The sequence below is a fragment of the Pandoraea sp. NPDC090278 genome (assembly GCF_044772185.1).
Classification (GTDB): domain Bacteria; phylum Pseudomonadota; class Gammaproteobacteria; order Burkholderiales; family Burkholderiaceae; genus Pandoraea.
Window position 1 is genome coordinate 498,111 of sequence record NZ_JBIVYJ010000005.1, and the last position, 23,193, is coordinate 521,303.

A 23,193-nucleotide genomic window follows, 5' to 3' on the forward strand; every position below is an offset into this window, starting at 1 on the left:
CGTGTGTGAGTGAAGTGCCGGTTCGACCGGCAACCGTTGTTATGTGGGAATTACTTGTGGCTCAGACGCCGTACCAGCCAGTCGCCGAACGTCTGTACCAGTTGCACGAAAACGATCAGGATCAGCACCACGGTGATCATGACTTCCGGCAGGAAGCGCTGATAGCCGTAGCGAATGCCGAGGTCGCCCAGCCCGCCGCCGCCAATCGCACCGGCCATGGCCGAGTAACCGACCAGGCTGACGAACGTGATCGTCAGACCGGCGACGATGCCGGGCAACGCCTCGGGCAGCAGCACCTTCATGACGATCTGACCGGTCGTCGCGCCCATCGACTGGGCGGCTTCGATCAGGCCACGGTCCACTTCACGCAGCGCGGTCTCCACCAGACGCGCTACGAACGGCGCTGCGGCGATGGTGAGCGGCACCACGGCGGCCATCGTGCCGATGGACGAGCCGACGATCAGTCGCGTGAACGGAATCACCGCGACGAGCAGGATGATGAACGGCGTCGAGCGCACAGCGTTGACGAGAATGCCGACGATCCGGTTGGTCGGCAGGTTCTGCAACACGCCGTTGCGGTCCGTCAGATACAGCAACACGCCCAGCGGCACGCCCACGACCGCACCGATCAGGCCGGAGATGCCGACCATGATCAGCGTCTCCCAGAACGACGAGACGAACAGATCGAACATTTCACTCCACATGGCTCAGCTCCTCAACGACAACGCCTTGACTGGCGAGGAACGCCATGGCTTCGGCCACGCGGGCCGGGGTGCCGCCCGCCATCACGGCGAGCGATCCGAACGCCTGCCCCTGGATCTCGTCGATCTGGCCATGCAGGATGTTGAAATCGAGTTCGTAGCGACGAATGGCCTCGGAGAGCAGCGGCTGGTCCACGCCCGCCCCGGAGAACGCCAAACGATACAGATGGTCGTGGCCGTTGCCGATGCGCGACGCCACACGCTGGCGCACGCCCTCGGGCAGTTCCTGCGCAATCACGTCGCCGATCAGCGCGCGGGTGACTTCGTGGCGCGGACGCAGGAACACGTCGATCACGGCCCCCTGCTCGACCACGCGGCCAGCGTCGAGCACCGCCACACGGTCGCAGACCTGCTTGATGACTTCCATCTGGTGCGTGATGAGCACGACCGTCAGACCGAGTTCGCGGTTAATACGCTTGAGCAGTTCGAGAATCGAGCGCGTAGTTTCGGGGTCGAGCGCCGAGGTGGCTTCGTCCGAGAGCAGCACTTGCGGTTCGCTCGCAAGCGCACGGGCGATGCCCACGCGCTGCTTCTGACCGCCGGAAATCTGCGACGGATAGCGATCCTTCTGCGCGGTGAGGCCTACGAGTTCAAGCAGCGGCAGCACCTTCGCGCGAATCTCTGCGGCCGACATGCCCGCGAGTTCCAGCGGCAGCGCCACGTTCTGGTAGACGGTGCGCGAGCTGAGCAGGTTGAAGTGCTGGAAGATCATGCCGATGCGACGGCGCGCCTGACGCAGTTCGTCGGACGACAGCGAGGTCAGATCCTGACCGTCGACCCGCACCGAGCCGTCGCTGGGACGGTTTAGCAGGTTGATGACACGCACAAGCGTGCTCTTACCGGCGCCGCTTCGGCCGATGATGCCGAAAACTTCGCCGCGCTCGATCGACAGGCTGATATTGGAAAGCGCGTCGATCGGCCCCTTGGGTCCAGCGAAGCGCTGGGTAATGTTCTGGAGTTCGATCATGCAAAAAAATAGCAGCCCCACTGCCGAAACTTCCCGTACAGTGCCGCCGCCAAGACTCTATTTAGCGCAAAGGCAATATTCTAGCCCATGCGCCTAAATAGTTGAAAATAATAAAATTTGATCTCTTTATATTGAATTTAGCAGATAGAGAGCACAGACCTCAGGCCTGCCGCTCGTTGGCAAAATCGTCGAGCACTCTGATGACTTCGTCGAACTCCAGCGACTTGTCGAAAAAGTACTGCACCCCCAGTTGCTGGCAGCGCTTGCGGTAGGTCGCGAGCGCATAGTTGGTCAGCACGATCGCCATCAGCTTTTCCAGCATGCCTTTGCTGTGCAGATACGACAGCACGTCCATGCCCGAGCCGCGCCGCAACTGGATATCGACGATGACCGCGTCGAAGGAATCGTTTTCAAGGGTACGGACCGCGTCGTCGGCCGTCTCCGCCACGCCTGTCACTTCCAGCATTCCGCTCGATCCGAGCGCTTCGGACAGACTCTCGCGAATCACTGCCGAATCTTCGATCAGCAGCACCTTGAGGGGCGTACGCGTCCCCGTATGCGTTGCTGCGTTCCCAGTTGACATGAAAGCCTCTCTCTCAACTGATCAGGCCGTTTTTGAGCGCGTAAAGCGTCAGGTCGGCATTGGTTTTCAAATGCATCTTTTCCAGCACGCGGGCGCGATAGGTGCTGACGGTCTTCACCGACAGATGCAACTCGTCGGCGATCTCGGTCGGCGTGCGGCCCTCCGCCAGCTTGCGGAACACCTGGAATTCGCGCTCCGAGAGCTGTTCGTGCATGGGTTCATCGACCGGCTTGTCGAGCTTCTGCGCCAGCAGATCGGCCGTCACTTCGCTCACATAGCGATGACCGCGCGCCACCGTGCGGATCGCCCGGATGATCTCCTCAGGTGCGGCATCCTTCATCAGATAGCCGTCGGCACCGGCGCGCAGCAGATTGACCGCGTATTGCGCTTCGGGATACGTGGACAGGAACAGCACACCCTGCTCGGGTCGCAACTGTTTGATCACGCGCAGGGTGTCGATGCCGTTCTTGTCAGGCATGGCGATATCCAACAGCACGACATCGAATTCGGCTTCGCGCACGGCACGAATCACCTCGTCCCCGCTCGCGGCCTCGCCCAGCACCTCCATGTCCGACTCGTCGGCAATGAATTGCTTGAAGCCGGTACGAACGATCGCGTGGTCGTCGGCAATGAGGATTTTTATTGTGAGTGACATCTAAGCTCCAGAGACTGTCCCCGTCGGCCTCCTGGCCGCACTTGAGTGAATTCGGTGCGCGCGCCATGGCCATCACTCCCGGTCGAGTAGATCCCGCATATCGTCGGCATGCTCTTCCTCGACGGCGAGGATTTCTTCGAGCAAGCGACGGGTTGTGGTATCCCGGTCGCCCAAATAATGGATCATCTCGCGATAACTCTCAATCGCAATACGTTCGGCGACGAGGTTTTCGCGAATCATGTCGCGCAGGGTCTTACATGTGACGTACTCGGCGTGGCTGCGCGAAGAAAGGCTGTCCGGCGAGAAATCCGGCTCGCCGCCCAGTTGCACGATACGCGCCGCGATGCGATCCGCGTGATCCTGCTCCTGTGTAGCGTGCTCGGCGAATTCGGCCGCCACCGGCTCGGCATGAATCCCCGTGGCCATGAAATGATGGCGCTTGTAGCGCAGCACGCAGACCAGTTCGGTGGCGAGCGCGTCGTTGAGCATGTGCACGACCGCGTCGCGATCGGCCCGGTAGTCTTCCGTGACGGCCCCTTCGTCGAGGTGCTCACGGGCACGCTCGCGCAGGGCGCGAACGTCGATTTCGAAATCCTCTCCCGCGTGCTGGCTATGACCATTACCGGTCATCGCGTGCTTGGCCTGCTTGGCGTGCTGTTTAGCGTGCTTGGCGGTGTGCATCTGCGAATCCTCCTGTGGCGGTTTGGCGAGTTTGCCGGGGTTGGGTGAACGTCATTGCCATCTCTGACGCCAGACATGGCGAAGGGCGGCTCAGGCCGCCCTGCGTTCCCTGACGGTGTCTATCGTCGGACCACCCCGAAGAGCAGCGTGACCAGGAAGATCACCAGGAAGATAAAGAACAGAATCTTCGCGATTTCAGCCGCACCGGCGGCGATTCCCGTGAAACCGAAAACCGCGGCGATCAACGCGATCACGAAGAAAACAACGGCATAGTGAAGCATCGCAACCTCCTTGAATGTCGATGGCCCGTTAGCGCATATGGCATGTGGCATGCGGGCATGCGCTGCGCGTACTGTTTGCCGCGAGCCACATGGCGATGCTGCGGCGCAAAACACGACTGCGCCGCAGCGCGCGTCTAGTCGACGATTTTCTTGGCGACGGTCAGGCCAAGCAGCAAGAAAACCACGAACAGCACCAGGAACAGAACGAACAGAATCTTCGCAATCCCGGCGGCACCGGCGGCGATCCCGGTAAAGCCCAACAGGCCTGCCACGATCGATACCAGCGCGAATAACAAAGCCCACTTCAGCATGGCGTTCTCCTTGGTTCCATGTGTCGTTTCCCGGAGACTTTCTGGCTCCCTGCAGCGGGCGTACTGCCTTGTCAGACGGCACACCAACCCGAGGGCGCTGAATGAATAGTAGAAAAACGCGGCGCGCAGGACTGCCCGCGCGGCGCTGGTTTTTGCGTAGGAATATGCTGACAATTGAGCGGATAGTGCGATTTTCGCCGTATGATCGAAGCACTCCCCGCTATCAACGGTCACTCAAATCCCGCCCAATGCCCCGATTTACGTCCTGGTTGCGTCGCCGAAGCTGGATCATTGCCATGATCGCTGCGATCGTCATCACGGTCGGCAGTCTGATCGGACTGGAATCGGCACACCGCCGTCTCGCCTCCACTTACGAATCGGCGCTGCAAAACATGACCGCCGCCAATGAGCTCAACGAGATCATCGCGCGCACCTCGACGGTGGTCGCGAGCCAGCGCGGCTATCTGCTGACGAACAATCCGGTCTATCTGGATCCGTATTTGTCGGCCGTTCGACGCATTCGCGATCTCTCCGCATTCATCATCCAGCACTACAAGGATGTGAACGACGACCAGGCGACGCGCGAATTCGCCCGTGTCATGACGATGTTCTCCCAGCGTGTCACGGCAATGGACACGGCGCGGTCCGCAGTGACGCAGGGCGACATGACACTGGAGGAAGCGTTGTCACCGGCCAATCTCGGCATCGGGACGATGGAACCGGTGCAAACCGGCATTACCGACCTCTATAACCGCGAGCTGGCCCGCGCCCGCACGGCGCAGGACAACGGCCGCTTCGATCAGGCGATCTCGGCGGTCAGCGCCGGCGCGCTGTCGGTGCTGACGATTCTGCTGTTCGTCTTGTTGTTCCGCTCTCTCGGCAAGCAGATGCGTCAGGAACAACTCGCCCGCGACCAGTTGCACGAGCAGCAGGCCCACCTCGACAGGCTCGTGCGTGAGCGCACCGAACAGCTCGACGAACTGGCCACCCACTTGCAAAACGTGAGCGAAGACGAGAAGACGCGTCTCTCGCGCGAATTGCATGACGAACTCGGCGCGATTCTCACGGCGTGCAAGATGGATGTCACGTGGGCACATCACAAGCTGCGCAACGTCGAACCGGTGATTTGCGAGAAACTCGCACGCGCGCAACGCAATCTCGACTCCGGCATTCAGACCAAGCGCCGCATCATCGAGAATCTGCGCCCGACCGTGCTGATCAACTTCGGCCTCGTCACCGCACTGCGCTCGCTCGCGGAAGAAGCCGCCGATCAGCAACACTGGCAACTCGATCTCGATCTGCCTGAGGAAGACTTCGCCTTGCCCGAGTCGACCGCCATCGTGCTGTTCCGCGTGGCGCAAGAAGCGCTGACGAACGCAGGCAAGTACGCGCGCGCTACCACCGTGCGCGTCGCCCTCGCCTGCGACGACCAGCGCGTGCGCCTCGAAGTGATCGACAACGGCATCGGACTCACGCAAGATCAGTTCAACAAGCCCAAAACACACGGACTGTTCGGTATGCGTCAGCGCGTATCGGCCAAAGGTGGACGCATCGACATTCACTCGCTACCGCAGCGCCTGGGAACTGAGATTCAGGTGGTATTGCCCTTGTGCAATCCGGCCGATGCGATGGATATCGCAACCGAAGTCACCGAAAGCACCGTTTCCGCACAATCGGGCGAGGCATCGTCCGACGGCAAGACCACCGCATCGTCGAACGCGACACCTGCTCGCGACAGCACCGGCAACGCCGACACCACCGGCACCACAGACGCCTCGCAGCCTCCCCGCCCTCCGGTCGGAATGCACTGACAGCGCAACCCGACTCCGCCTACACCGCGTTGCCCCTGCGGCTGACAGCACAAACACTTCGCAGTCCCTACCATGGAATCACCTGCCGACGTCTTGAGGGACGCGGATTGTGGTTTCCGTGCGCACGCCGCGCCATGTGCGTCCTATGTGCGCCAAATGACGGAATCGCGGACTCCCCGCAGAAGCACCTGAACTAACTCAACACTGAGGAGTAGTTTATGAACTCGGATCTGATCAAGGGCAAGTGGAACCAGCTTAAGGGCGAAGCGAAGAAGAAGTGGGCCGACCTGACTGATGACGACCTGCTGAAGATCGAAGGTAATCGCGACAAGTTCGTCGGCGTGATCCAGGAGCGCTACGGCAAGGCCAAGGCCGACGCCGAGAAGGAAGTCGACACCTGGAATAACCAGCACAAGCTCTGGTAAGCCAGCACTTGTTACCTGAGCCGCTTTAGCCATGCCCGCCGGGAGGCTGGCGTGGCCCTTCCCCCCTCGCGCCCCATGCGCTTCGGACGACAGCATCTCTCCAAGGAGAAATCAAAATGAAACGATTGATCGCCATCGCACTGCTTTCGGGCTTCGCACTGGGCCTGGCCGGTTGCAACACGATCCACGGCGCGGGTGAAGACGTTCAGAAGGGCGGAGAAGCCATTCAGGGCGCGGCCGACCGCAACAAGTAACGCGGCAATGACCGGTGTCTAGCCACACCGGCGCACAGTACCCGACAGCATCGACATCCCCCCGATACGCGACGCACGGCGCATGATGCATTCCCCATGCCGTCCGGGCGTCGCCCCATGCTCGCCCAATCCCCAGCCTAGGAGGACGCCAAGATGTCACATCGAATCGCTATGAACGTCCTGACCTGCGCCTGCATCGCGGCGGCAGGCATGCTCGGCACCACGGCGGCCAGCGCGGCCGACGCCGCGGCCAAGGACCGTTACGAAGCCGCCCAGAAATCGGCCGAAGCCGACTACAAGGCCGCTGCCGCGCGTTGCGAAGACATGAAGGACAACGCGAAGAAGATTTGCGTGGAGGACGCAAAGGGCAAGGAGAAGATCGCCAAGGCCAACGCGGAGGGCGACTACAAGCAAACGCCTAAGGCCCGCTACGATGCCGCCGTCGCCAAGGCCGACGCCGATTACAGCGTTGCGAAGCTGCGCTGCGACGACAAAAAGGGCAACGACAAGGACGTTTGCTTGAAGGATGCCGACGCCGCCAAGACCAAGGCCTACGGTGACGCCAAGGTCATGCGTACGAGCCGTGAATCGTCCAAGGACACCATGGCGGCACGTCAGGATGCCAACGCCGATGCCAACAAGGCCGAGTACAAGGCGGCGATGGAACGCTGCGACAGCCTCGCGGGCAGCAGCAAGGACAGCTGTGTGGCCGACGCCAAGTCGCGCTACCACCAATAAGCCGCCGTCGGCACCAGAGCATACCGACAGAACGACAGCCGATTTAGCAGGGAGGAGGAGACGTCACGGACCGTCACCACAGGTGAGCGCCGGACGTCGGCACCGGGCGAATGTTGCGCTAGCGGCATTCGCCCGGTGTTTTTGCGCCACAGGCCGGGCGCGCCATGTAAATGAATGTAACAAGTGTCGCGCGCCGCGCGTGGCAGACCGCCCCGTGCCGCTGGGGGTGATGTCAACCGAAACGAGCGCAAAGCGTTGATTCTGAATAGAATAGAGGCCTGATTTACACGTTTGGCGGCCGCTTTTCTACGCCCGAACGTTCCCCACTCCGGATGGCTTCGCATACTTTGCAACAATTGCGCTGCGCCCGCGTTTCGGAACTTCAGTAAAGTAAAGCCAAGGAATCTGACGAACCACGGTGCCGGCGGGCACCAGGCGCGTCGAACGGCATGGTGCCGTTCGGGTGCCGTCATCAGTACGCTGCCAAGTCCGCAGGAGAAATGTCATGAAAACCAAGTTTGCCGCCCTTGCCATCGCCGGAGTCGCGCTCGCCGCGGGTGCGATCGGGACGGCGCAGGCACACGTTTCGGTCGGTATCGGTATCGGTGTACCGCTGGTCGTACCGGCGCCGGTCTATGCACCGGCACCGGTCTACGTTGCGCCGCCTCCGCCGGTCTATGTTGCACCGCCGCCCGTCTATGTCGCCCCGGCCCCGGTCTACTATGGCCCGCCGCCGGCGTATTACGGTCGTCCGTACGGTTATGGCGGCTACGGCCGCGGTTACTGGCGTCATGGCCGCTGGTACGGCTATTGATCGACGGCAGAACCGGCAGATCGCTGAAACGAAACGCGCCGCCGACTGAGAGGTCGGCGGCGCGTTTTGTTTACGAAGAAGAAAAGTCTCCTGCGATGTTCAGCGAGCCACCCGGTACGCGATCCGGAAGCCACCCCAGTGACGCCCGTTCACATAGATCGGCGCGGACGCATCCTTCATCACCACGAACTCCCCGCCGCCCATATCGCGACGATACGTTTGCAGCAACAGCGGCTTGGTGTTGCGTCCGGCCGCCGCGCCCGTGCGGTCGTTGAACAGACGTCGATTGCGACAGTGCGCGGCGTTCCACACGGGATCGTTTGTCGGCGCTTGTGAGAACTTGCGGTTGTGCGTCGGCAGATAGCCGTTTTCGTCGACCGCCGCACAGAACGTGATGCGCTCGTTCATGCCAAGCAACGGCTCCTGAATCGCGGGCAGCATCTCGTCCGTAAAGCGTGTAAAGCGCGCCATCAACTGCTGCGGATTCGAGCCCGGAATCGGCTCGTAGCGACGGTCGAACAACTCCTGCTCACTGATCTTGCCCTTCGCAAGGGCCGCTTCGAAGCTTTCACCGACCTGCTTGGCCGCGCGACGCACGGCCCGAATGAACGGCGTGTCTTCCGTCTCGACATCCGCTTCCGCAATCAGACCGATCAGATGCTCCGACACCGACAGCAGTCCGTTTATACGCTCGCGCGCGCTCTCGACGTGATCGGCGGAATGCGTCACGCCATCAGCCATTTCGTCGACGTGTGCGGCGAGCGTGTTGCATTCGTTTTCGATGGCTTCGCTCGCTTGTGCGATCTGTCCGGCCTGACGGTCGAATGTATCGAGTGCCGTACCGGCGGTCTCAATGACGCTGGCGATGGCGCGGGTGCCTTCGCGCGCGTCGTTGGCGCGCGCAACGTTGGCGTTGCTCTCACGCATGAGACGCTCGGTGCGCTCGCTGAGCGCCGCCAGCGTGTGTTCGATCTGCTGCGTGGCTTCGGCCGTCTTGCTTGCGAGCAGTTTGACCTCGGTCGCTACGACGGCGAAGCTGCGTCCCGCCGCGCCAGCACGCGCGGCTTCGATGGCGGCATTGAGGGCGAGCAGATTGGTCTGACGCGCGATGACAGAGATGCCTTCGGCGACCTTGCCGACGTGATCGAGTGCTTCGCGCAGGCCGGAGATTTCGTCCGCCATACCGGAAACGCCTTCGACAAGCCCGTGAATCGACGCGAGCGACGCGTCGGCCGTGCTGCGCGATGCCGAGATTTCCGCACTGGCGCGATCGGCCACGTCGCGGGCTTCGCGTGCCGCCCCGGCAATACGTTGATTCCCTTCGCTGGTATCGGTCGCGGCGCGACGAAGCTCCTGAAACACTTCGGCCTGACGCTTGATGCGAACGGCGATTTCGTCGACGTTACCCGCGATATCGCACAACTCCACACCGAGGGTACCGGCGTTGTCCGCCACCTCGTTCATGATGTTGACGGTCTGCCCCGCTCCCCTTGAGCGCGTGAATAGCCCCATCGTCAGTCTCCTCGCATCTCTGATCTGCTTGTTATGACGAGGGCGAGACGGTCGCCGGAACTGCCAAAATCGTAAAACGCCGGATAGACGTCTGCGCCACACGTATGGGTATCTTTTTTACCCGGTGTCGAAAAGTATAACGGGAGAAAAAACGGCGGACTTGAGGGTTTCTTCGCGTGATTCGTCCCCGTTTTCTCTATTTTTCGACGTTTATAGGGGCACCCTCTCACGCAAGGCTTACGCGGGACTTACTGCCGGGCACGACGCCTCCTTCAAGGCCGTTTCAACGCCCCCGCCAGCGCATCGGCCAGCGCCACGACCAGCCCGCCTGCGTCGCGACGGTGCAGCAATGCGACTTCGCTGTCGGCATTCGCGTCGTCGAGCGTAAGGCGGCGCACGTCCGGCCCGGCGAGCGCCGCCAGGCTCTCGGGCACGATCGCCACACCGAAGCCAGCCGCGACCAGATTGACGAGCGTCGCCTTGCGCGAAGTGGCTGGCGCCGCCGTCGGAAAAAAACCGTGTTGCTGACATAGTTGCGCGACTCGGTAGCTCAGCCCACCGCGCTCGCGATGCGGCAGCGACACGAACGGCTCGCCAGCGAGCGCCGCCACGCTCACCGATGCCACATCTGCCAGCGCATGATCGCTGGCCACCAGTAACAACAGGCGCTCACGGGCAATCGTCTCGCAAACAAGCGACGGCGCGGGGCGCAGCACGGGCAACCGCACCAGCCCCAGGTCGATGCGCCCGGCTTCCACTTCGTCCTGTTGTTGTTCGGAAGAGAGCGTCGAGACATCGACGGTGACGCCCGGGTTCGCCTGCAGATGGGCACGCAACGCCACCGGCAGTCCCCCGGCGAACGGCACAGAACTGGAATGTGCGAGCCGCACGGTGCCTTGCTCGCCGCGCGCCACACTGCGCGTGAGCGCGACGGAGCCTTCGAGTTCGGTCAGCACGCGTCGCGCCTCAGCGACGAAAGTCCGTCCGGCGGGGGTGAGCGTCACGCCTTTCGACGAACGTTCGAGCAACACCGCCTGCAACTCCTTTTCAAGCTCGGAGATCTGGCGGCTCAACGCCGACTGCGCGACGAACAGACGCTCCGCCGCCGCGCTAAACCCGCCCGCGTCGACCACTTCCAGGAAATAACGCAACTGCCGCAGCGACACCATGACTATGCCGTTTCGAGATCGAACATCGCCACATTCTATATTGGCGCGACGCCTGCACGCGGTCCTATGCTGACGGAAAACCCACGTGCTCTCAGGCCTATGCGCCAGCGCGCTCCGCATCGAATCCGAACGCCGTCACCATGCTCACAACGCTAGCCACCTCACCGCTCGACTCTCTCGGCTCCCTCACTGCGGCCCTCCCCACACCCGGTCACTGGCTACTGATGAGCGCAGCGCTCGTCGTCGCCTATGTGATTTTCGGCGTCGCGGGCTTCGGCACGGCGCTCGTCGCCAGTCCGATCCTGGCGTACGCGATGCCTGTCGCGCAGATCGTGCCGATGCTCGCACTGCTCGACTTCAGTGCGGCATCGGGCAACGTCCTGCGCAATGCCCGCGCCGCCGACGTGAGCGAGTTGCGACGTCTGCTGCCCGCCATCGTGATCGGCAGCCTCGCGGGCGGGGCGCTACTGTTGCGGCTGCAACCGGAAGTGCTGCTTAAGGCGCTGGCGTGGTTCGTCTGCGCCTATGCGGTGTTCTCGCTGATCGGGCCACGTGCGAAATCGCGTCTGTCACAGGCATGGGCGATTCCGTTTGGCGCCGTCGGTGGCATGTTCGGGGCGATGTTCGGCAGCGGGGGCTTCGTCTTCGCCATCTATCTGACAAGTCGTCTGGAGCGCGTGGAGGCGATGCGCGTGACGCAGGCGACGCTCATCGGCTTCAGCACGCTCTCACGCGCTGTGCTGTTCCTGCTGGCGGGTGTCTACGCCAACGTATCGATGCTGGTGACGGCCGTCTCGCTCGTCCCCGCGATGATCGTCGGCATGTGGCTCGGCAAGCACATCACGTTGCGGCTCTCGCGCCAGCAGTTCGTGCGGGCGGTGAATTTCGTGGTGTTGGCCGCAGGCATCGCATTGCTGATACGCACCCGGTAAACATCGCGCCAACAAGCGGGTATGCTGACGGCCATTCTTACGCGATGCTCCGCTCATGTCCCTGCCTGCCTTGCTCGTCTTTGGCGAAGCCCTCACCGATCTGATCCGTCAACCGGATAGCGACGGCCGCCAATGGATCAGCCGTGCGGGGGGTGCGTGCTGGAACGTCGCCCGGGTGACAGCGGCCATGGGCGTGGCGACGGGCTATGGCGGCGCCATCAGCACACATGCCCCGTTCGGCACCGAATTGCTCGCGCTCTCCCGCGAGGCCGGACTGGACGAGCGCTACTGGCAAGCCGTCGATGCGCCACCGCTCGTGGCTGTCGTGCACCGGCACGATCCGCCCGCCTACTTCTTTCTCGGTGAAGGCGCGGCCGATCTGGCATTCGACCCGGCGGCCTTGCCCGTCGGCTGGCGGGATGCCGCACGCGTCGCGCATTTCGGCTGCATCAGTCTCGTTCGTGAGCCGCTGGCGAGCACGCTGCTCACCATCGCGCAGACGTTGCACGACGCCGGTGTCGCGATCAGCTTCGATCCGAATCTTCGGAATCTGATGGGGCCGACGTACTTCGCCACGTTTAGTCGCATGGCGAGACTCTCGACGTGGCTCAAGCTCTCGGTCGAAGATTTGCGCGACCTCTACCCGACACATACCGACGACGACGCCCTCGCCGACGTGCGTCGTATCGCCCCGCAAGCGCAGATTCTGTTGACGGATGGGGAGCGCGGCATGCGTTTGCTGCTGCCGGACGGGCGTGCCCTCGTCCAACCGGCGTTCGACGTCGAAGTAGCCGACACCGTAGGCGCGGGCGACGCCGCTATCGGCGGCTGGCTGGCCAGCCTGTCCCGGATGCCGGACGCGCCGCTCGCCGTCCATTTGCGCCGTGCCGCGGCCGCCGCCGCGCTGGCCTGCACCCACACGGGCGCTCACGCGCCCGGCTGGGACGACGTCGAAGTGCTCGCTCGGGCCTGACTTCCGACGCGATTCGGACGTGAGTGCCAAGTCAATCATCCGAATACTGGCTATGATGAGAGCCAATCATCACCTCAGCCGATATATTCGACGATATGACGCCCGACCAATTGCTGACCTTCGCGACGGTGGCCGAACTCGGCAACATCAGCCATGCGGCGCAGGCGTTGCACCTGTCGCAGCCTGCCGTTTCTGGCCAATTGCGGCTATTGCAGGAGTCGTTCGGCGAGCCGCTGTACCGTCGTGACGGACGCGGTATCCGACTGACTGCTGTGGGCGAACAGGTCGCCGTCTACGCGAACAAGCTACGTCAGGACTACCGTCAGGCGATGGCGCTGCGCGACAGCTTGCGGGGACTGGAGACGGGCGCGCTGCGGATTGGCGCGAGTACGACGCCCGCGAGCTATCTGTTGCCGTACGTCATCGCGGAATTCCATCAGCGCTACCCTGCGGTCGCGCTGCATATCGTCGACGGCAACACGAGCGAGATCGTGGCACAGCTCGATCGGCTCGACGTCGCATTTATCGAAGGGGCGGTGCCGCCGGGTTTATCGCCGGAGATTGCGGTGCGTCCGTGGCGCGACGACGAAATCGTGGCGATTGCGCGCGCCGATCATCCGCTCGCACAGCATCCCGACGGCGCGTCGTTGCAAAGCATTGCCGCCTATCCGTTGATCATGCGAGAACCCGGCTCCGGCGTGCGGGCGCTGGTGGCACGTGCCTTCTCGGTATCGGGACTGGAGCCACGCGTAGCGCTCGAACTCGCGGGGGTGGAAAGTATCAAGGAAGCCGTGCGCGCCGGTATGGGCGTGGGCTTCGTGTCGGCCATGTCGATGCGTCACGAAGACGCGGCACTTGCCACGGTGCGCATCGATCCGCCGCACGGCCTGAAGCGTCTGCTCACCGCGCTCGTGCCGCATGCCGACGCGTTGTCGCGTCCCACCGAGCGCTTTCTCGCCCAATGTTTTGCAGGGGACGCCACCGATCCGGCCCCGATGCGGTGACACGTGACAACGACCCCATCGTGCGCCGCACGGCACTCGTCGCATCGCGAACCGGATCGGCGCGTCAGGCCGATCTCCTACGGCCCTATTTGAAATCCCACGCCATCTGTTCTGCAACGGAAGTCGCTTCCGACGACCGCACGCACACGTCCAGATAGTCGGTCACGGCAGGCGGCGGGGGCGTGCCCTCGCCGAGCAGACGACGGTTGTCGAACACATAGTCCAGCGCTGCAAAAGCGCCATAGCGACGCAACGCCTTCGCCATCAGACGGCTATTGCCATGCCCTAACTGACGCGCCAGCGCAGGCGTCAGCCGGTCGATCTCCGCTTCGCCGATGTGGCGGAAGCGCTCGCCAAGAGGTGCCACGCCGCGCGCTCTGGCCAGCGCCGCCTCGATTTCGCGAATCGTGCGCGCACTGCCCTCCCCCGCCGACACGTGATACAGGTCGTGACGCAGTCCGGGCAGGAACGCGAGATCGATGAGTGAATCGGCGCAGTAATCGACCGGCACGACGTCCAGACGGTCGTCGAGCCCGCATGTGAACGCGCCCAGCAACTGCACCATCCGGAACATCCAGAAGATGCTGCCCGACGGCTCGCAGCCGAGGCGCGTATGCCCCACCACGATGGACGGCCGCGCGATCACCAGCGGCAGGCCCGGCCATTCGCTGCGCAGACGCCGCTCGGCCTCCGCCTTCGACGCCGTGTAGGCCACCACCTGATGATCCGCGAGCGCCAGCTCGTGCGATTCCTTCACCACGCCGGACAACGCATCGCCGCACGCCATGGCAGTACCGACGTGCACGAACCGCTCCAGCACCGGCGACGCCGCGACCGCGCGCGCCAGTGCCAACGTCCCGGTCACGTTGACGGTATCGAGTTGCGGATGCGCCGAGAAGCTCGCAATCGCCCCGGCGTGAATCACGTGCGTGACGCGACGCATGCGCGGGTCGTCGTCGAACGTCACCGGCTGCGCCAGATCGCCGCATACGATGTTCGCTTCGGTGAGCGTCAGCCGATGCACGGGTGCCATGCGAAAACGGTCCATTGCGGCGCGTACACGGGCAAGACCGTCGCTGCTGGTGCGCGCACGCACGAGCAGCAATAACGACGGACCGAAGCCGTCCTTCAGAAGTTGGGCGACAACGGCGCCGCCCACAAAACCGGTACTGCCGGTGACGAGAATTCGCATGGCGATGGCCTCACAGAACGATATGCGTCGCAGATCGCCCGATCAGAACGTGTAGTCGAGCGTTGCCGCGGCCTGATAGTTGGTCTTGTTGAAGACGATGGGGCTCTTGGCCGCGTTGCCGGTGTAGCGCATCACGCCACCCGCGACCGTCGTGCTCCAGTGCTTGGTGAATTTGTGCGTCCAGTTCGCCGTCAGGCTCACGCCGTAAAGGCCGCCGCCGGGGGCGTACTGACCGAAGCCGGAGTTCAGGCTCTGGTTGGCCGTCACACCGAAATAGGTTTGGGCGTACTTGCCGCTGGCGAAGTGCGCGGTAGCGCCTATGCCGACGGAATCGGCCGCCGACTTGTAGAGCACGCTATCGACCGAGAAGCGATAGATGTTGCCGCGGTCGCGGTTGGTCAGCGGGATGTCGGTCGCGACACTCACGACTGCCAGATCGCCGATCGCGTAACCGGCTTGCAGCGTGGTGAAGAGCGAACCCTTGATGTCGCCCATGCCACGCAGCTTCTTCGAACCGGAGTCGAGCCCTTTGGGGTCGTCTTTACGGCCGCCGTCGTACGACAGAGCAGCAGACACGAAGAAACCCGCTGGCAGCGACAAGCGATAGCCGATGCCACTCAGGCCGACGAACACGCCGATGGGGGTTTGCAGCGCAAGGTTCAGCGCAGGCGTTGCGCGATATTCGTCGCTGCCCATGTAGCGCGGCGAGACGCCCACGCCACCGCCGAGGGTGAACTCGTAGCCGCTGTCCGTTGCATTCGTGGGCAGACTCTGGTCCGGCTGGATGCCACTGTATCGCGCAGGCTCCACGGCAAAGGCTTGAGAGGTGACACCTGCGAACAGCACGCTCGCCGCCCCGGCCGCCACAAGACGGTGCAATTGGCGATTGCCGCAATGGCTTCGATGGGTGCGAAGACGACGGAGGGGGCTGGCGAGACGGCTTTTCATGGCACTCCTACAAAATTCGATGAGTTTCGGTAGCGGGAAATTGGAACTTGGCCTTGCGATCTGCGGATGGATCGCAAGTTGAACGCATGGTAGGCAAGAAGCCTTCGCGTGGCTGTTATCCGATTTAGGAGAGTTGTGAACAAATGTTTTCATTTGTTCGCAGGTTTGAAACGCCCGCCGGGCGGGCCTGCGGGGCAGTAAAATGCGCCTCACGGGAGTGCTGCCTGCCGTCGGACGTTGAACGCCGGACGTGGAAAACCGGGCGGCACAGAAAAATTGACAGGAATAACGACCATGTATCGAGTCTTGCTGGTCGAAGACGATGCTCGCCTTGCCGCGCTCGTTACCGAATATCTGCACGCTTACCGCTTCGAAGTGATGGTCGTGGGCGACGGCTCGCGAGCGCTGGAGCGGTTTCGCGCGTTTTCGCCGGACATCGTGATCCTCGATCTGATGTTGCCGGGGATGGACGGCATGGAAATCTGCCGCCAGTTGCGCGCCGTGAGCACCACGCCGATCCTGATTCTCACTGCACGCGAAGACACCTACGATCAGGTGGCAGGGTTGGAAGTCGGGGCGGACGACTACGTCGTCAAGCCGGTCGAGCCGCGTTTGCTGCTGGCGCGACTTCGGGCGCTGCTACGGCGTGTCGTACCGAGCACGGAAGTGGAGCTGGAAAGCGACGACGGACTCGCATTCGGTCAGTTGCGCATCGTGCCGCGCGACCGCATGGTGTTCTGGCGCGGCGCATCGGTCGAACTCAAGTCCAACGAGTTCAGCCTGCTCCTGATACTGGCGCGCGGCGCAGGCAGAGTCGTCACACGCGACGAGATCCTTCAGCAGTTGCGCGGCATCGAATTCGACGGCATCGATCGCACGGTGGACGTGGGCATTTACCGGTTGCGCAAACGCTTCGAAGACACGGACGGTGAACCGCAGCGCATCAAGACCGTTTGGGGCCGGGGCTATCTGTTCAGCCCCTCGGCCTGGGAAAGTTGAAGGGAAATAAAGGGAGAGTTAGGGCATGTTTCGCGTCCTATTGAAGCTGTACGCGCTGGTGGGTATTTCTATCGTTGCTTCGATTTTGATCATCACCTACACGTTCGGCCATCTGTTTCTGGACACCATGAACAGCTCCGCGCAAAAGCAACTGGGCGGTTATGCGTGGCTGATCAACGAGAAACTCGGAGATATCCCGGAATCCGAGTGGCCGCAGTTTGTCAGCGAATTTGCCGCCAAAACGCAGGACACCCTGACCCTGCAGCCGCTCAAGGATTTCCCGGTCGAGCGCGAGTACCTTCGCAAGGACCTGGAGGCGGGGCTGCCGATCGTGAATGGCACCGACGGCGAGCATTACGCCATGCGCCTGCGCGATTCGCAGTGGGTTCTGACGTCGGAAAGCGGTACCGATCTGAGCATGAAGCAGATCAACTACCTTGCCTATGCCGTGGTGGCCGTACTTATGCTGATCTCCGTGTTGACCTGGGTGCGTTGGTACTGGTCCGATCTGAAATCGCTCAATCGCGCGGCCATTCGCTTCGGTGAAGGCGATTTCAGCTCACGTGCCAAGGTGTCGCGCTTTTCGAACCTGACGGCGCTGGTGCGCGTTTTCAACACCATGGCCGACCGCATCGAGCGGTCCATCAAAGCGCAGAAAGACATGATCAATGCCGTGTCGCACGAATTGCGCACGCCGATTGCGCGACTGGATTTCGGGCTGGAGATCTTGCAGCAACGGCGTCAGGAGCCGGACGCAGACGACCGGATCAACGCGCTCAAGGGCGATATCCGCGAGTTGGACGAACTGGTCACGGAGTTGCTTTCGCTGGCGCGACTTGACCAGATCACTGCGCCACCGATGCGTCAGACTGTGTCGTTGCGCCTGATGTTCGACAGTCTTGCGGCGAATTGCACGGAGGTGCTGGCGACGCGCTCGATTGCGCTGGACATCGCGGCCGAGCCGGGCGCGGATCGTGTGGAGGTGGAGCCGAAGCTGATGGCGCGCGCGGTACAGAACCTGCTCAACAACGCGATGCGACATACGTCGCGACGCATCGTCTGCGGCGCGCGGGCGTGTGAGAACGGTGAGGTGATGATTTACGTGGACGACGACGGCGAGGGTGTCCCGCCAGCCGAGCGGGCGCGCATCTTCGAGCCGTTCCACCGACTGGACAGCAGCCGCAACCGCGCGACGGGTGGCTTCGGCCTGGGTCTGGCCATCGTGCGTCGCATCGCCCTGCTCCACGGCGGCCGCGTGCGCGTGGACACCTCGCCACTCGGCGGCGCGCGATTCACGATCACGTTACCAGCGCCGCCCGCCTGAAAAACGTACGATCTTTGTATCGCCTGCGTTGTTTATTTGCAGAAATTGCTGTGAACGTTTGAGTTTTTGCAAATAAATAACGCAATTCCCACGTCCCCGTTGCCTGTCCCTCCCCCGCCTCCCCAGTTGAGCATCTAGCAAGTCCCCCTCTTTCGGACGACGACACATTGTCATGTTCGCGACATGTTGGCCGCTTACATTGGCGGCTCAATTTAATCCCAAAGAGGACCTTGAAATGAAACCCAACCTCCGCATCGCGGCGGCAGGGTGCTGCCTGGCATTCGCCAGCGGCCTGCCCATGCCCGCTCTGGCCCAGTCAAACGTTCAGCTTTACGGCTTGATCGACTCGGGCGTCGAATTCCTCACCAACGCCGATAAGAACACCGCTGGCAGCGCCGTGAACCTCACGCGTGTCACGTCGGGCAACCTCGCCGGTTCGCGCTGGGGCCTGAAGGGCACCGAAGACCTCGGCGGCGGCAACAAGGCGTTGTTCCTGCTCGAAAACGGCTTCAACCTCGGTAACGGTCAATCGCTTCAGGGCGGCCGCGAGTTCGGTCGTCTGGCCTACGTCGGCCTGTCGAACAAGTCGTTCGGCACCGTCACGATCGGCCGCCAGGGCGGTGTGTTCCTCGACTGGGTCAGCAAGTTCAACCCGCTCAACAACGCCGTGTACGCCATCAAGATGCAAGACACGGCGTTCTCCGACCGTCTCGACAACAGCCTTCGCTACAGCGCCAAGCTCGGCGACTTCGAAGCGATGGTCCAGTACTCGAAGGGTTACGACGATGTGAGCTTCGGCGCGGCCAGCACCACGCCGGGCGACAACCGTCGCGCGCAGGTCATCGACGCAGGCGTGCGCTACGCCAACGGCCCGCTCTCGTTCGTGATCGCTTATGACCAGAAGAACGGCGGCTCGACCCTGCCCAACGCTGCCATGACCTCGAAGGTCGGCGGCTACGAGGGCAACATGGACCGCCGTATCGCGGCGGCCGTGCAGTACTCGCTGCAAAGCGTCGATCTGTACGTCGGCTACCGTTACCTGAACGCCAAGGCCATCCACCTCTCGGCTCTGAACAAGAGCCCGGTGGAAGCGTCGAGCTACTACTGGATCGGCTCCACGTGGCACGCGACGCCGGCGCTCGACCTGTCGGCCACGGCCATGTACCAGGACTTCTACGGCACGAACCGCGACCCGCTGTCGTTCCAGGTCAGCGCCGACTACAGCTTCTCGAAGCGTACGGACGTCTACGTCAACATGGGCTACGTCGTGAACCGCAACGGCTCCGACCTCGGTCTGAACGGCTTCGGCACCAACGTCATCGCTGGCAAGAACCAGTTCGGTACGATGGCCGGTATCAAGCACACGTTCTGATGACGAGCGACGCTCTGCCTTCGCCGCAAGGCGTCGCAGTGTCGCTGCGCGCGCTGCACCAGACTTTCGGTGCAGCGCGCGTGCTCGACGGCATCGACATCGATGTCCCGGCCGGCACCACGACCGCTTTGCTCGGCCCCTCCGGATGCGGCAAGAGCACACTGCTCAAACTGCTCGCCGGTCTGCTCGCCCCCACTGGGGGCGAAATCCGTTTCGACGACACCGTTGTCGCCAGCGCCCGCGTCTGCCACGCCCCCGAACTGCGCTCGCTCGGCATGGTCTTTCAGGACTACGCCCTGTGGCCGCACATGAGCGTGGCCGCCAACGTGGCGTTCCCGCTGGAAATGCGCGGGGTGAAACGCACGGAGCGTGTCGAACGCGTCGAAGAAGCCCTCACGCTCGTCGGTCTTGCCGGTCTGGGCGCCCGCCGCCCGCAGGCGCTCTCCGGCGGCCAGCAGCAGCGCGTTGCGCTCGCGCGCGCCATCGTCTCGGCCCCGCGTCTGCTGCTGTTCGACGAACCGCTATCCAACCTCGACCGCGATCTGCGCACGCGTTTGTGCGCCGATATCGGCGCGCTGCTCTCGCGTCTTGGCACCACCGCCGTCTACGTCACCCATGACCGCGAAGAAGCCGAGGCGCTGGCCGACCAGATCGTGATCCTCGCCCACGGGCGCGTTGACAAACGTATTACGAGGTAGCCCATAATGCTCCACCGCAAAATTATCGCGACACTCACCATGGCCTTTGCTGCAAGCGTTGGCGTTCAACACGCGCACGCGCTGACCGTCTATACCGCCGGCCCCGGCAACCTCAGCAAGAAGCTCGCTGCAGGTTTCGAGAAGAAGACCGGCATCAAAGTCGATGTATTTCAAGCCACGACCGGCAAGGTGATGGCGCGCATCGAAGCCGAACAGGCCAACCCGCGCGCCGACGTCCTCATCTCGGCCTCGTGGGACACCGCGCAGGATCTCGAAAAGCGCGGCTGGCTCGCCCCCTTCCAGAGTGCCAACGCCTCGCGCGTGCCGGCCCCGTTCAAGACGACGCATTACGTCGCGCAAGGCCTCTCCGCGCTCGGCATCGTCTGGAACGCCAAGTCGGGCACGCCGGAACCGCATGACTGGCGCGATCTGACCAAGCCCGCGTATCGCAATCTCGTGACGATGCCGGACCCGGCCCTCTCGGGTGCGTCCGCCGACCTGCTGCTGGGTCTGCAAGCGCGTCTGGGCGGCGAAGCGTGGAAGCTCTTCGACGATCTGAAGCAAAACGGCATGGTCGTGTCCGGCCCCAACGCTCAGGCGCTCAACCCGGTGCTGCAAGGCGCGAAGGCCGCCGTGTTCGGCGCGGTCGACTACGTCGCGTATGCCGCCGCTGCACAGGGCGAAGCCGTGAAGGTGATTTTCCCGACGAGCGGCACGGTCATCGCGCCGCGTCCGATGATGATTCTGAACACGTCGAAGCAGCAGAACGAAGCGCGTCAGTTCATCGATTACGTGCTCTCGGAGGAAGGCCAGCAGATGGTGGCCGAAGCGTGGCTGATTCCGGCGCGCGAAGACATCGCCATCAAGCGTGCGTCGTTCAAGGATCTGCGTCTGCTGCCGCAAGGCGACGCGCAATCGTCGAGCGCCTCGCGCGCCGAGGTCCTGGCACGTTTCGCCAAACTTAACGGCCAGCACTAACGGTGAAATCGCTCCGACTACTGCCCACGGCGACCGTTGCAGCACTCGCCGTCGTGGTGGCGTTGCCGGTCGCGTTCGTTCTGTTACAGGCGGTCTTTCCGCATCTCGCGCAGGGATCGTTCGCCGATCCCTTCTCCGCTGTCTGGCCCACGCTGTCGCATGACAGCACGCTGCCGCTCGTCACCAATACGCTGAGACTCGGCGTGTCGGTGGCGCTCGGCACGGCGCTGGTCGGCGGCGCGCTAGGTGCGGTGCGCGGCCTGTTTCACGTACCGGGCGCGCGGCTCTGGGATCTGTGCTTCCTCCTGCCGTTTCTCGTGCCGCCGTATCTCGCGGCGCTCGGATGGATGCTGTTGCTGCAAACGGGCGGATACGCTCAGCAGCTCACCGGCATGGACGCCGGACAGTTCTTGTTCTCGCTGCCGGGCCTCGTCTTCGTGATGACGCTCAACATCTTTCCCGTAGTCTACTTCGCGGTCTCTCGCGCGCTCGCGACCACCGGCTCGCGACTGGCAGACGTGGCCCGCGTGCATGGTGCGTCCGCGTGGCGCGCGTTCGCGCGGGTGACGTTGCCGCTCGCGCTGCCAGCGTTCGCGGCCAGCCTGTTGCTCGCGTTCACGATGGCTATCGAAGAGTTCGGTGCACCCGCTGCCCTCGGCGCGCGTGCCGGATTCTCTGTGCTCGTCACGTCCATCGAAGGCCGCTTCGCCGACTGGCCGATCGACTTGCCGGGCGCGTCGATTCTGTCGGTCGTGCTGGCGGTGCTCGCACTCCTCGCCTTCGTGTTGCAACACCGGCTCGCGGCGGGCAAGGACTTCGAGACGCAAACGGGCAAGCCCATCGCATCGCCTCCGCGCGAACTGGGTCGCTGGAAAGGTCTCGCGCTCTTCGGCTTCGCCTTCGTGGCGCTACTGGCGACCGTGGCACCGTTGTTCTCGATTCTTGCCACGGCGTTCTCGGGCACGCTCTCGGGCGGCCTGTCGCTCGCCAACCTGACGACGGCGCACTTCGCGGCGTTGCTCGGTCAAGGCGCGGAAGGGCTTGAGGCACTGGCGACGAGTCTGTCGCTGGCGCTGGGCACGTCGCTCGTCACGGGCGTGCTGGGCTTCCTGTGCGCGTGGTGTGTCGTGAAGTCGACGATGCGAGGTCGCGTGCTGATCGACGGCCTGTCGCTGCTGCCGCATGCCTTGCCGGGCATCGTCGTCGGCGTGGGCCTGATCCTCGCGTGGAACCTGCCGTTCTGGCCCGTCACGCCGTACAACACCTGGGGCATTCTGCTGCTGTCATACAGTTGCCTGCTGCTGCCGTATCCGGTGCGATACACGAGCGCGGCGCTGCGACAGACGGCGGCGTCGCTCGAAGCCGCTGCGCGCGTGCACGGCGCACCGGCGGGTGTCGCGCTGAGACGCATCACGCTACCGCTGGTGATGCCCGCGCTCGGCGCATCGCTGATGATCGTGTTTGCGATTGCGTCACGCGAACTCGTGACCTCGCTGCTGCTCGCACCGAGCGGCGTGCAGACGGTCTCGATCTTCGTATGGCGTCAGTTCGAACAGGGTTCCATCGGTCAAGGCATGGCGATGGGCGTCGTCTCGATGGCCGTGAGCGGCACGTTGCTCATGCTGGCGTCCCGTCTCGGAAACAAGCGCGAGCGCGCCGCCTGATCCTGACACGGCGGCGACCACCTTCACCTATATCAGGCACGGCTTCCAGCAATGGAAGCCGTTTTTTTTCGTCCCGAGACTGGCCAAAAGTCCGCCAAACCAAATGCTTCGGGCTCCGGCGCAAGCCTGCGCATTTCGTCGCGCGGC

The 23,193-nt window shown here is 63.2% G+C and carries 25 protein-coding genes; 14 read left to right on the forward strand and 11 right to left on the reverse strand.

Going from position 1 to position 23,193, the window contains the following annotated elements; all coding sequences use genetic code 11:
- Positions 1-50 precede the first annotated feature (50 nt).
- From ACIQWO_RS20055 to ACIQWO_RS20085, 7 genes are all read right to left on the reverse strand, one after another.
- Entirely contained in the window at positions 51-704 is a 654-nt protein-coding gene (locus ACIQWO_RS20055) for a methionine ABC transporter permease (protein ID WP_039400341.1), read from the reverse strand.
- Positions 694-1,728 carry a methionine ABC transporter ATP-binding protein gene (locus tag ACIQWO_RS20060; protein WP_150738814.1) on the reverse strand — a complete coding sequence of 345 codons (1,035 nt, stop codon included), beginning with the start codon at positions 1,726-1,728 and terminating at the stop codon, positions 694-696. The genes ACIQWO_RS20055 and ACIQWO_RS20060 overlap by 11 nt, the downstream gene beginning before the upstream one ends.
- Positions 1,729-1,888: 160 nt before the next feature.
- Positions 1,889-2,311 carry a response regulator gene (locus ACIQWO_RS20065; RefSeq protein ID WP_402827967.1) on the reverse strand — a complete coding sequence of 141 codons (423 nt, stop codon included), beginning with the start codon at positions 2,309-2,311 and terminating at the stop codon, positions 1,889-1,891.
- A gap of 13 nt (positions 2,312-2,324) precedes the next feature.
- Entirely contained in the window at positions 2,325-2,966 is a 642-nt protein-coding gene (locus ACIQWO_RS20070; protein WP_402827969.1) for a response regulator, read from the reverse strand.
- Positions 2,967-3,038: 72 nt separating this feature from the next.
- Entirely contained in the window at positions 3,039-3,596 is a 558-nt protein-coding gene (locus tag ACIQWO_RS20075; protein WP_150665322.1) for a bacterioferritin, read from the reverse strand.
- A 170-nt stretch (positions 3,597-3,766) separates the two neighbouring features.
- Positions 3,767-3,928 carry a DUF1328 domain-containing protein gene (locus ACIQWO_RS20080; RefSeq protein WP_039374862.1) on the reverse strand — a complete coding sequence of 54 codons (162 nt, stop codon included), beginning with the start codon at positions 3,926-3,928 and terminating at the stop codon, positions 3,767-3,769.
- Between the two features lie 134 nt (positions 3,929-4,062).
- On the reverse strand, positions 4,063-4,239 hold the full coding sequence (locus ACIQWO_RS20085; RefSeq protein WP_150577609.1) for a DUF1328 family protein: 177 nt from the start codon (positions 4,237-4,239) through the stop codon (positions 4,063-4,065).
- A gap of 296 nt (positions 4,240-4,535) precedes the next feature.
- Here ACIQWO_RS20085 and ACIQWO_RS20090 point away from each other — a divergent pair, with 296 nt between their 5' ends.
- The 5 genes from ACIQWO_RS20090 (at position 4,536) to ACIQWO_RS20110 (ending at position 8,281) form a co-directional block, all read left to right on the forward strand.
- Positions 4,536-6,050: an ATP-binding protein gene (locus tag ACIQWO_RS20090; RefSeq protein WP_402827974.1), complete on the forward strand. Its 1,515-nt coding sequence runs from the start codon at positions 4,536-4,538 to the stop codon at positions 6,048-6,050.
- Positions 6,051-6,268: 218 nt separating this feature from the next.
- Positions 6,269-6,475 (forward strand): CsbD family protein, encoded by a 207-nt coding sequence (locus tag ACIQWO_RS20095; protein ID WP_150577607.1) that lies wholly within the window; start codon positions 6,269-6,271, stop codon positions 6,473-6,475.
- Between the two features lie 116 nt (positions 6,476-6,591).
- Complete coding sequence (locus ACIQWO_RS20100) at positions 6,592-6,729, forward strand: entericidin A/B family lipoprotein (protein WP_400326754.1); 138 nt, start codon at positions 6,592-6,594, stop codon at positions 6,727-6,729.
- Positions 6,730-6,900: 171 nt separating this feature from the next.
- Positions 6,901-7,467 carry a hypothetical protein gene (locus ACIQWO_RS20105; RefSeq protein WP_402827979.1) on the forward strand — a complete coding sequence of 189 codons (567 nt, stop codon included), beginning with the start codon at positions 6,901-6,903 and terminating at the stop codon, positions 7,465-7,467.
- A 505-nt stretch (positions 7,468-7,972) separates the two neighbouring features.
- Positions 7,973-8,281, forward strand: coding sequence for a hypothetical protein (locus ACIQWO_RS20110; RefSeq protein WP_402827982.1), 309 nt, complete (start codon positions 7,973-7,975; stop codon positions 8,279-8,281).
- Between the two features lie 99 nt (positions 8,282-8,380).
- Here ACIQWO_RS20110 and ACIQWO_RS20115 read toward each other — a convergent pair whose 3' ends face one another.
- Together ACIQWO_RS20115 and ACIQWO_RS20120 are read right to left on the reverse strand one after the other, a co-directional pair.
- Positions 8,381-9,793 carry a methyl-accepting chemotaxis protein gene (locus ACIQWO_RS20115; protein ID WP_402827985.1) on the reverse strand — a complete coding sequence of 471 codons (1,413 nt, stop codon included), beginning with the start codon at positions 9,791-9,793 and terminating at the stop codon, positions 8,381-8,383.
- Positions 9,794-10,065: 272 nt separating this feature from the next.
- Entirely contained in the window at positions 10,066-10,962 is an 897-nt protein-coding gene (locus ACIQWO_RS20120; protein WP_402827988.1) for a LysR substrate-binding domain-containing protein, read from the reverse strand.
- A 140-nt stretch (positions 10,963-11,102) separates the two neighbouring features.
- Here ACIQWO_RS20120 and ACIQWO_RS20125 point away from each other — a divergent pair, with 140 nt between their 5' ends.
- The 3 genes from ACIQWO_RS20125 (at position 11,103) to ACIQWO_RS20135 (ending at position 13,871) form a co-directional block, all read left to right on the forward strand.
- Positions 11,103-11,894, forward strand: a complete 792-nt coding sequence (locus tag ACIQWO_RS20125; protein ID WP_402827991.1) for a sulfite exporter TauE/SafE family protein — start codon at positions 11,103-11,105, stop codon at positions 11,892-11,894.
- Between the two features lie 55 nt (positions 11,895-11,949).
- The gene (locus tag ACIQWO_RS20130; protein WP_402827994.1) at positions 11,950-12,867 is read left to right on the forward strand and encodes a carbohydrate kinase; all 918 of its coding nucleotides are present in this window, start codon (positions 11,950-11,952) and stop codon (positions 12,865-12,867) included.
- Between the two features lie 95 nt (positions 12,868-12,962).
- Entirely contained in the window at positions 12,963-13,871 is a 909-nt protein-coding gene (locus tag ACIQWO_RS20135; RefSeq protein WP_402827997.1) for a LysR family transcriptional regulator, read from the forward strand.
- Positions 13,872-13,956: 85 nt separating this feature from the next.
- Here ACIQWO_RS20135 and ACIQWO_RS20140 read toward each other — a convergent pair whose 3' ends face one another.
- Together ACIQWO_RS20140 and ACIQWO_RS20145 are read right to left on the reverse strand one after the other, a co-directional pair.
- Positions 13,957-15,063, reverse strand: coding sequence for an SDR family oxidoreductase (locus ACIQWO_RS20140; protein ID WP_402828000.1), 1,107 nt, complete (start codon positions 15,061-15,063; stop codon positions 13,957-13,959).
- A 42-nt stretch (positions 15,064-15,105) separates the two neighbouring features.
- On the reverse strand, positions 15,106-16,011 hold the full coding sequence (locus tag ACIQWO_RS20145) for a MipA/OmpV family protein (RefSeq protein ID WP_402828003.1): 906 nt from the start codon (positions 16,009-16,011) through the stop codon (positions 15,106-15,108).
- A gap of 276 nt (positions 16,012-16,287) precedes the next feature.
- On the opposite strand from ACIQWO_RS20145, the gene ACIQWO_RS20150 reads away from it, so the two are divergent.
- From ACIQWO_RS20150 to ACIQWO_RS20175, 6 genes are all read left to right on the forward strand, one after another.
- The gene (locus tag ACIQWO_RS20150) at positions 16,288-17,010 is read left to right on the forward strand and encodes a response regulator (RefSeq protein ID WP_402828006.1); all 723 of its coding nucleotides are present in this window, start codon (positions 16,288-16,290) and stop codon (positions 17,008-17,010) included.
- Between the two features lie 25 nt (positions 17,011-17,035).
- Positions 17,036-18,334, forward strand: a complete 1,299-nt coding sequence (locus tag ACIQWO_RS20155; protein ID WP_402828009.1) for an ATP-binding protein — start codon at positions 17,036-17,038, stop codon at positions 18,332-18,334.
- Between the two features lie 235 nt (positions 18,335-18,569).
- Positions 18,570-19,706 carry a porin gene (locus tag ACIQWO_RS20160; protein WP_402828012.1) on the forward strand — a complete coding sequence of 379 codons (1,137 nt, stop codon included), beginning with the start codon at positions 18,570-18,572 and terminating at the stop codon, positions 19,704-19,706.
- On the forward strand, positions 19,706-20,404 hold the full coding sequence (locus ACIQWO_RS20165) for an ABC transporter ATP-binding protein (protein WP_402828014.1): 699 nt from the start codon (positions 19,706-19,708) through the stop codon (positions 20,402-20,404). Before ACIQWO_RS20160 ends, ACIQWO_RS20165 begins: the two co-directional genes overlap by 1 nt.
- A gap of 39 nt (positions 20,405-20,443) precedes the next feature.
- Positions 20,444-21,382, forward strand: a complete 939-nt coding sequence (locus ACIQWO_RS20170; protein ID WP_402828017.1) for an ABC transporter substrate-binding protein — start codon at positions 20,444-20,446, stop codon at positions 21,380-21,382.
- 2 nt (positions 21,383-21,384) lie between these two features.
- Complete coding sequence (locus tag ACIQWO_RS20175) at positions 21,385-23,046, forward strand: ABC transporter permease (RefSeq protein ID WP_402828020.1); 1,662 nt, start codon at positions 21,385-21,387, stop codon at positions 23,044-23,046.
- The last annotated feature ends 147 nt before the right edge of the window (positions 23,047-23,193 follow it).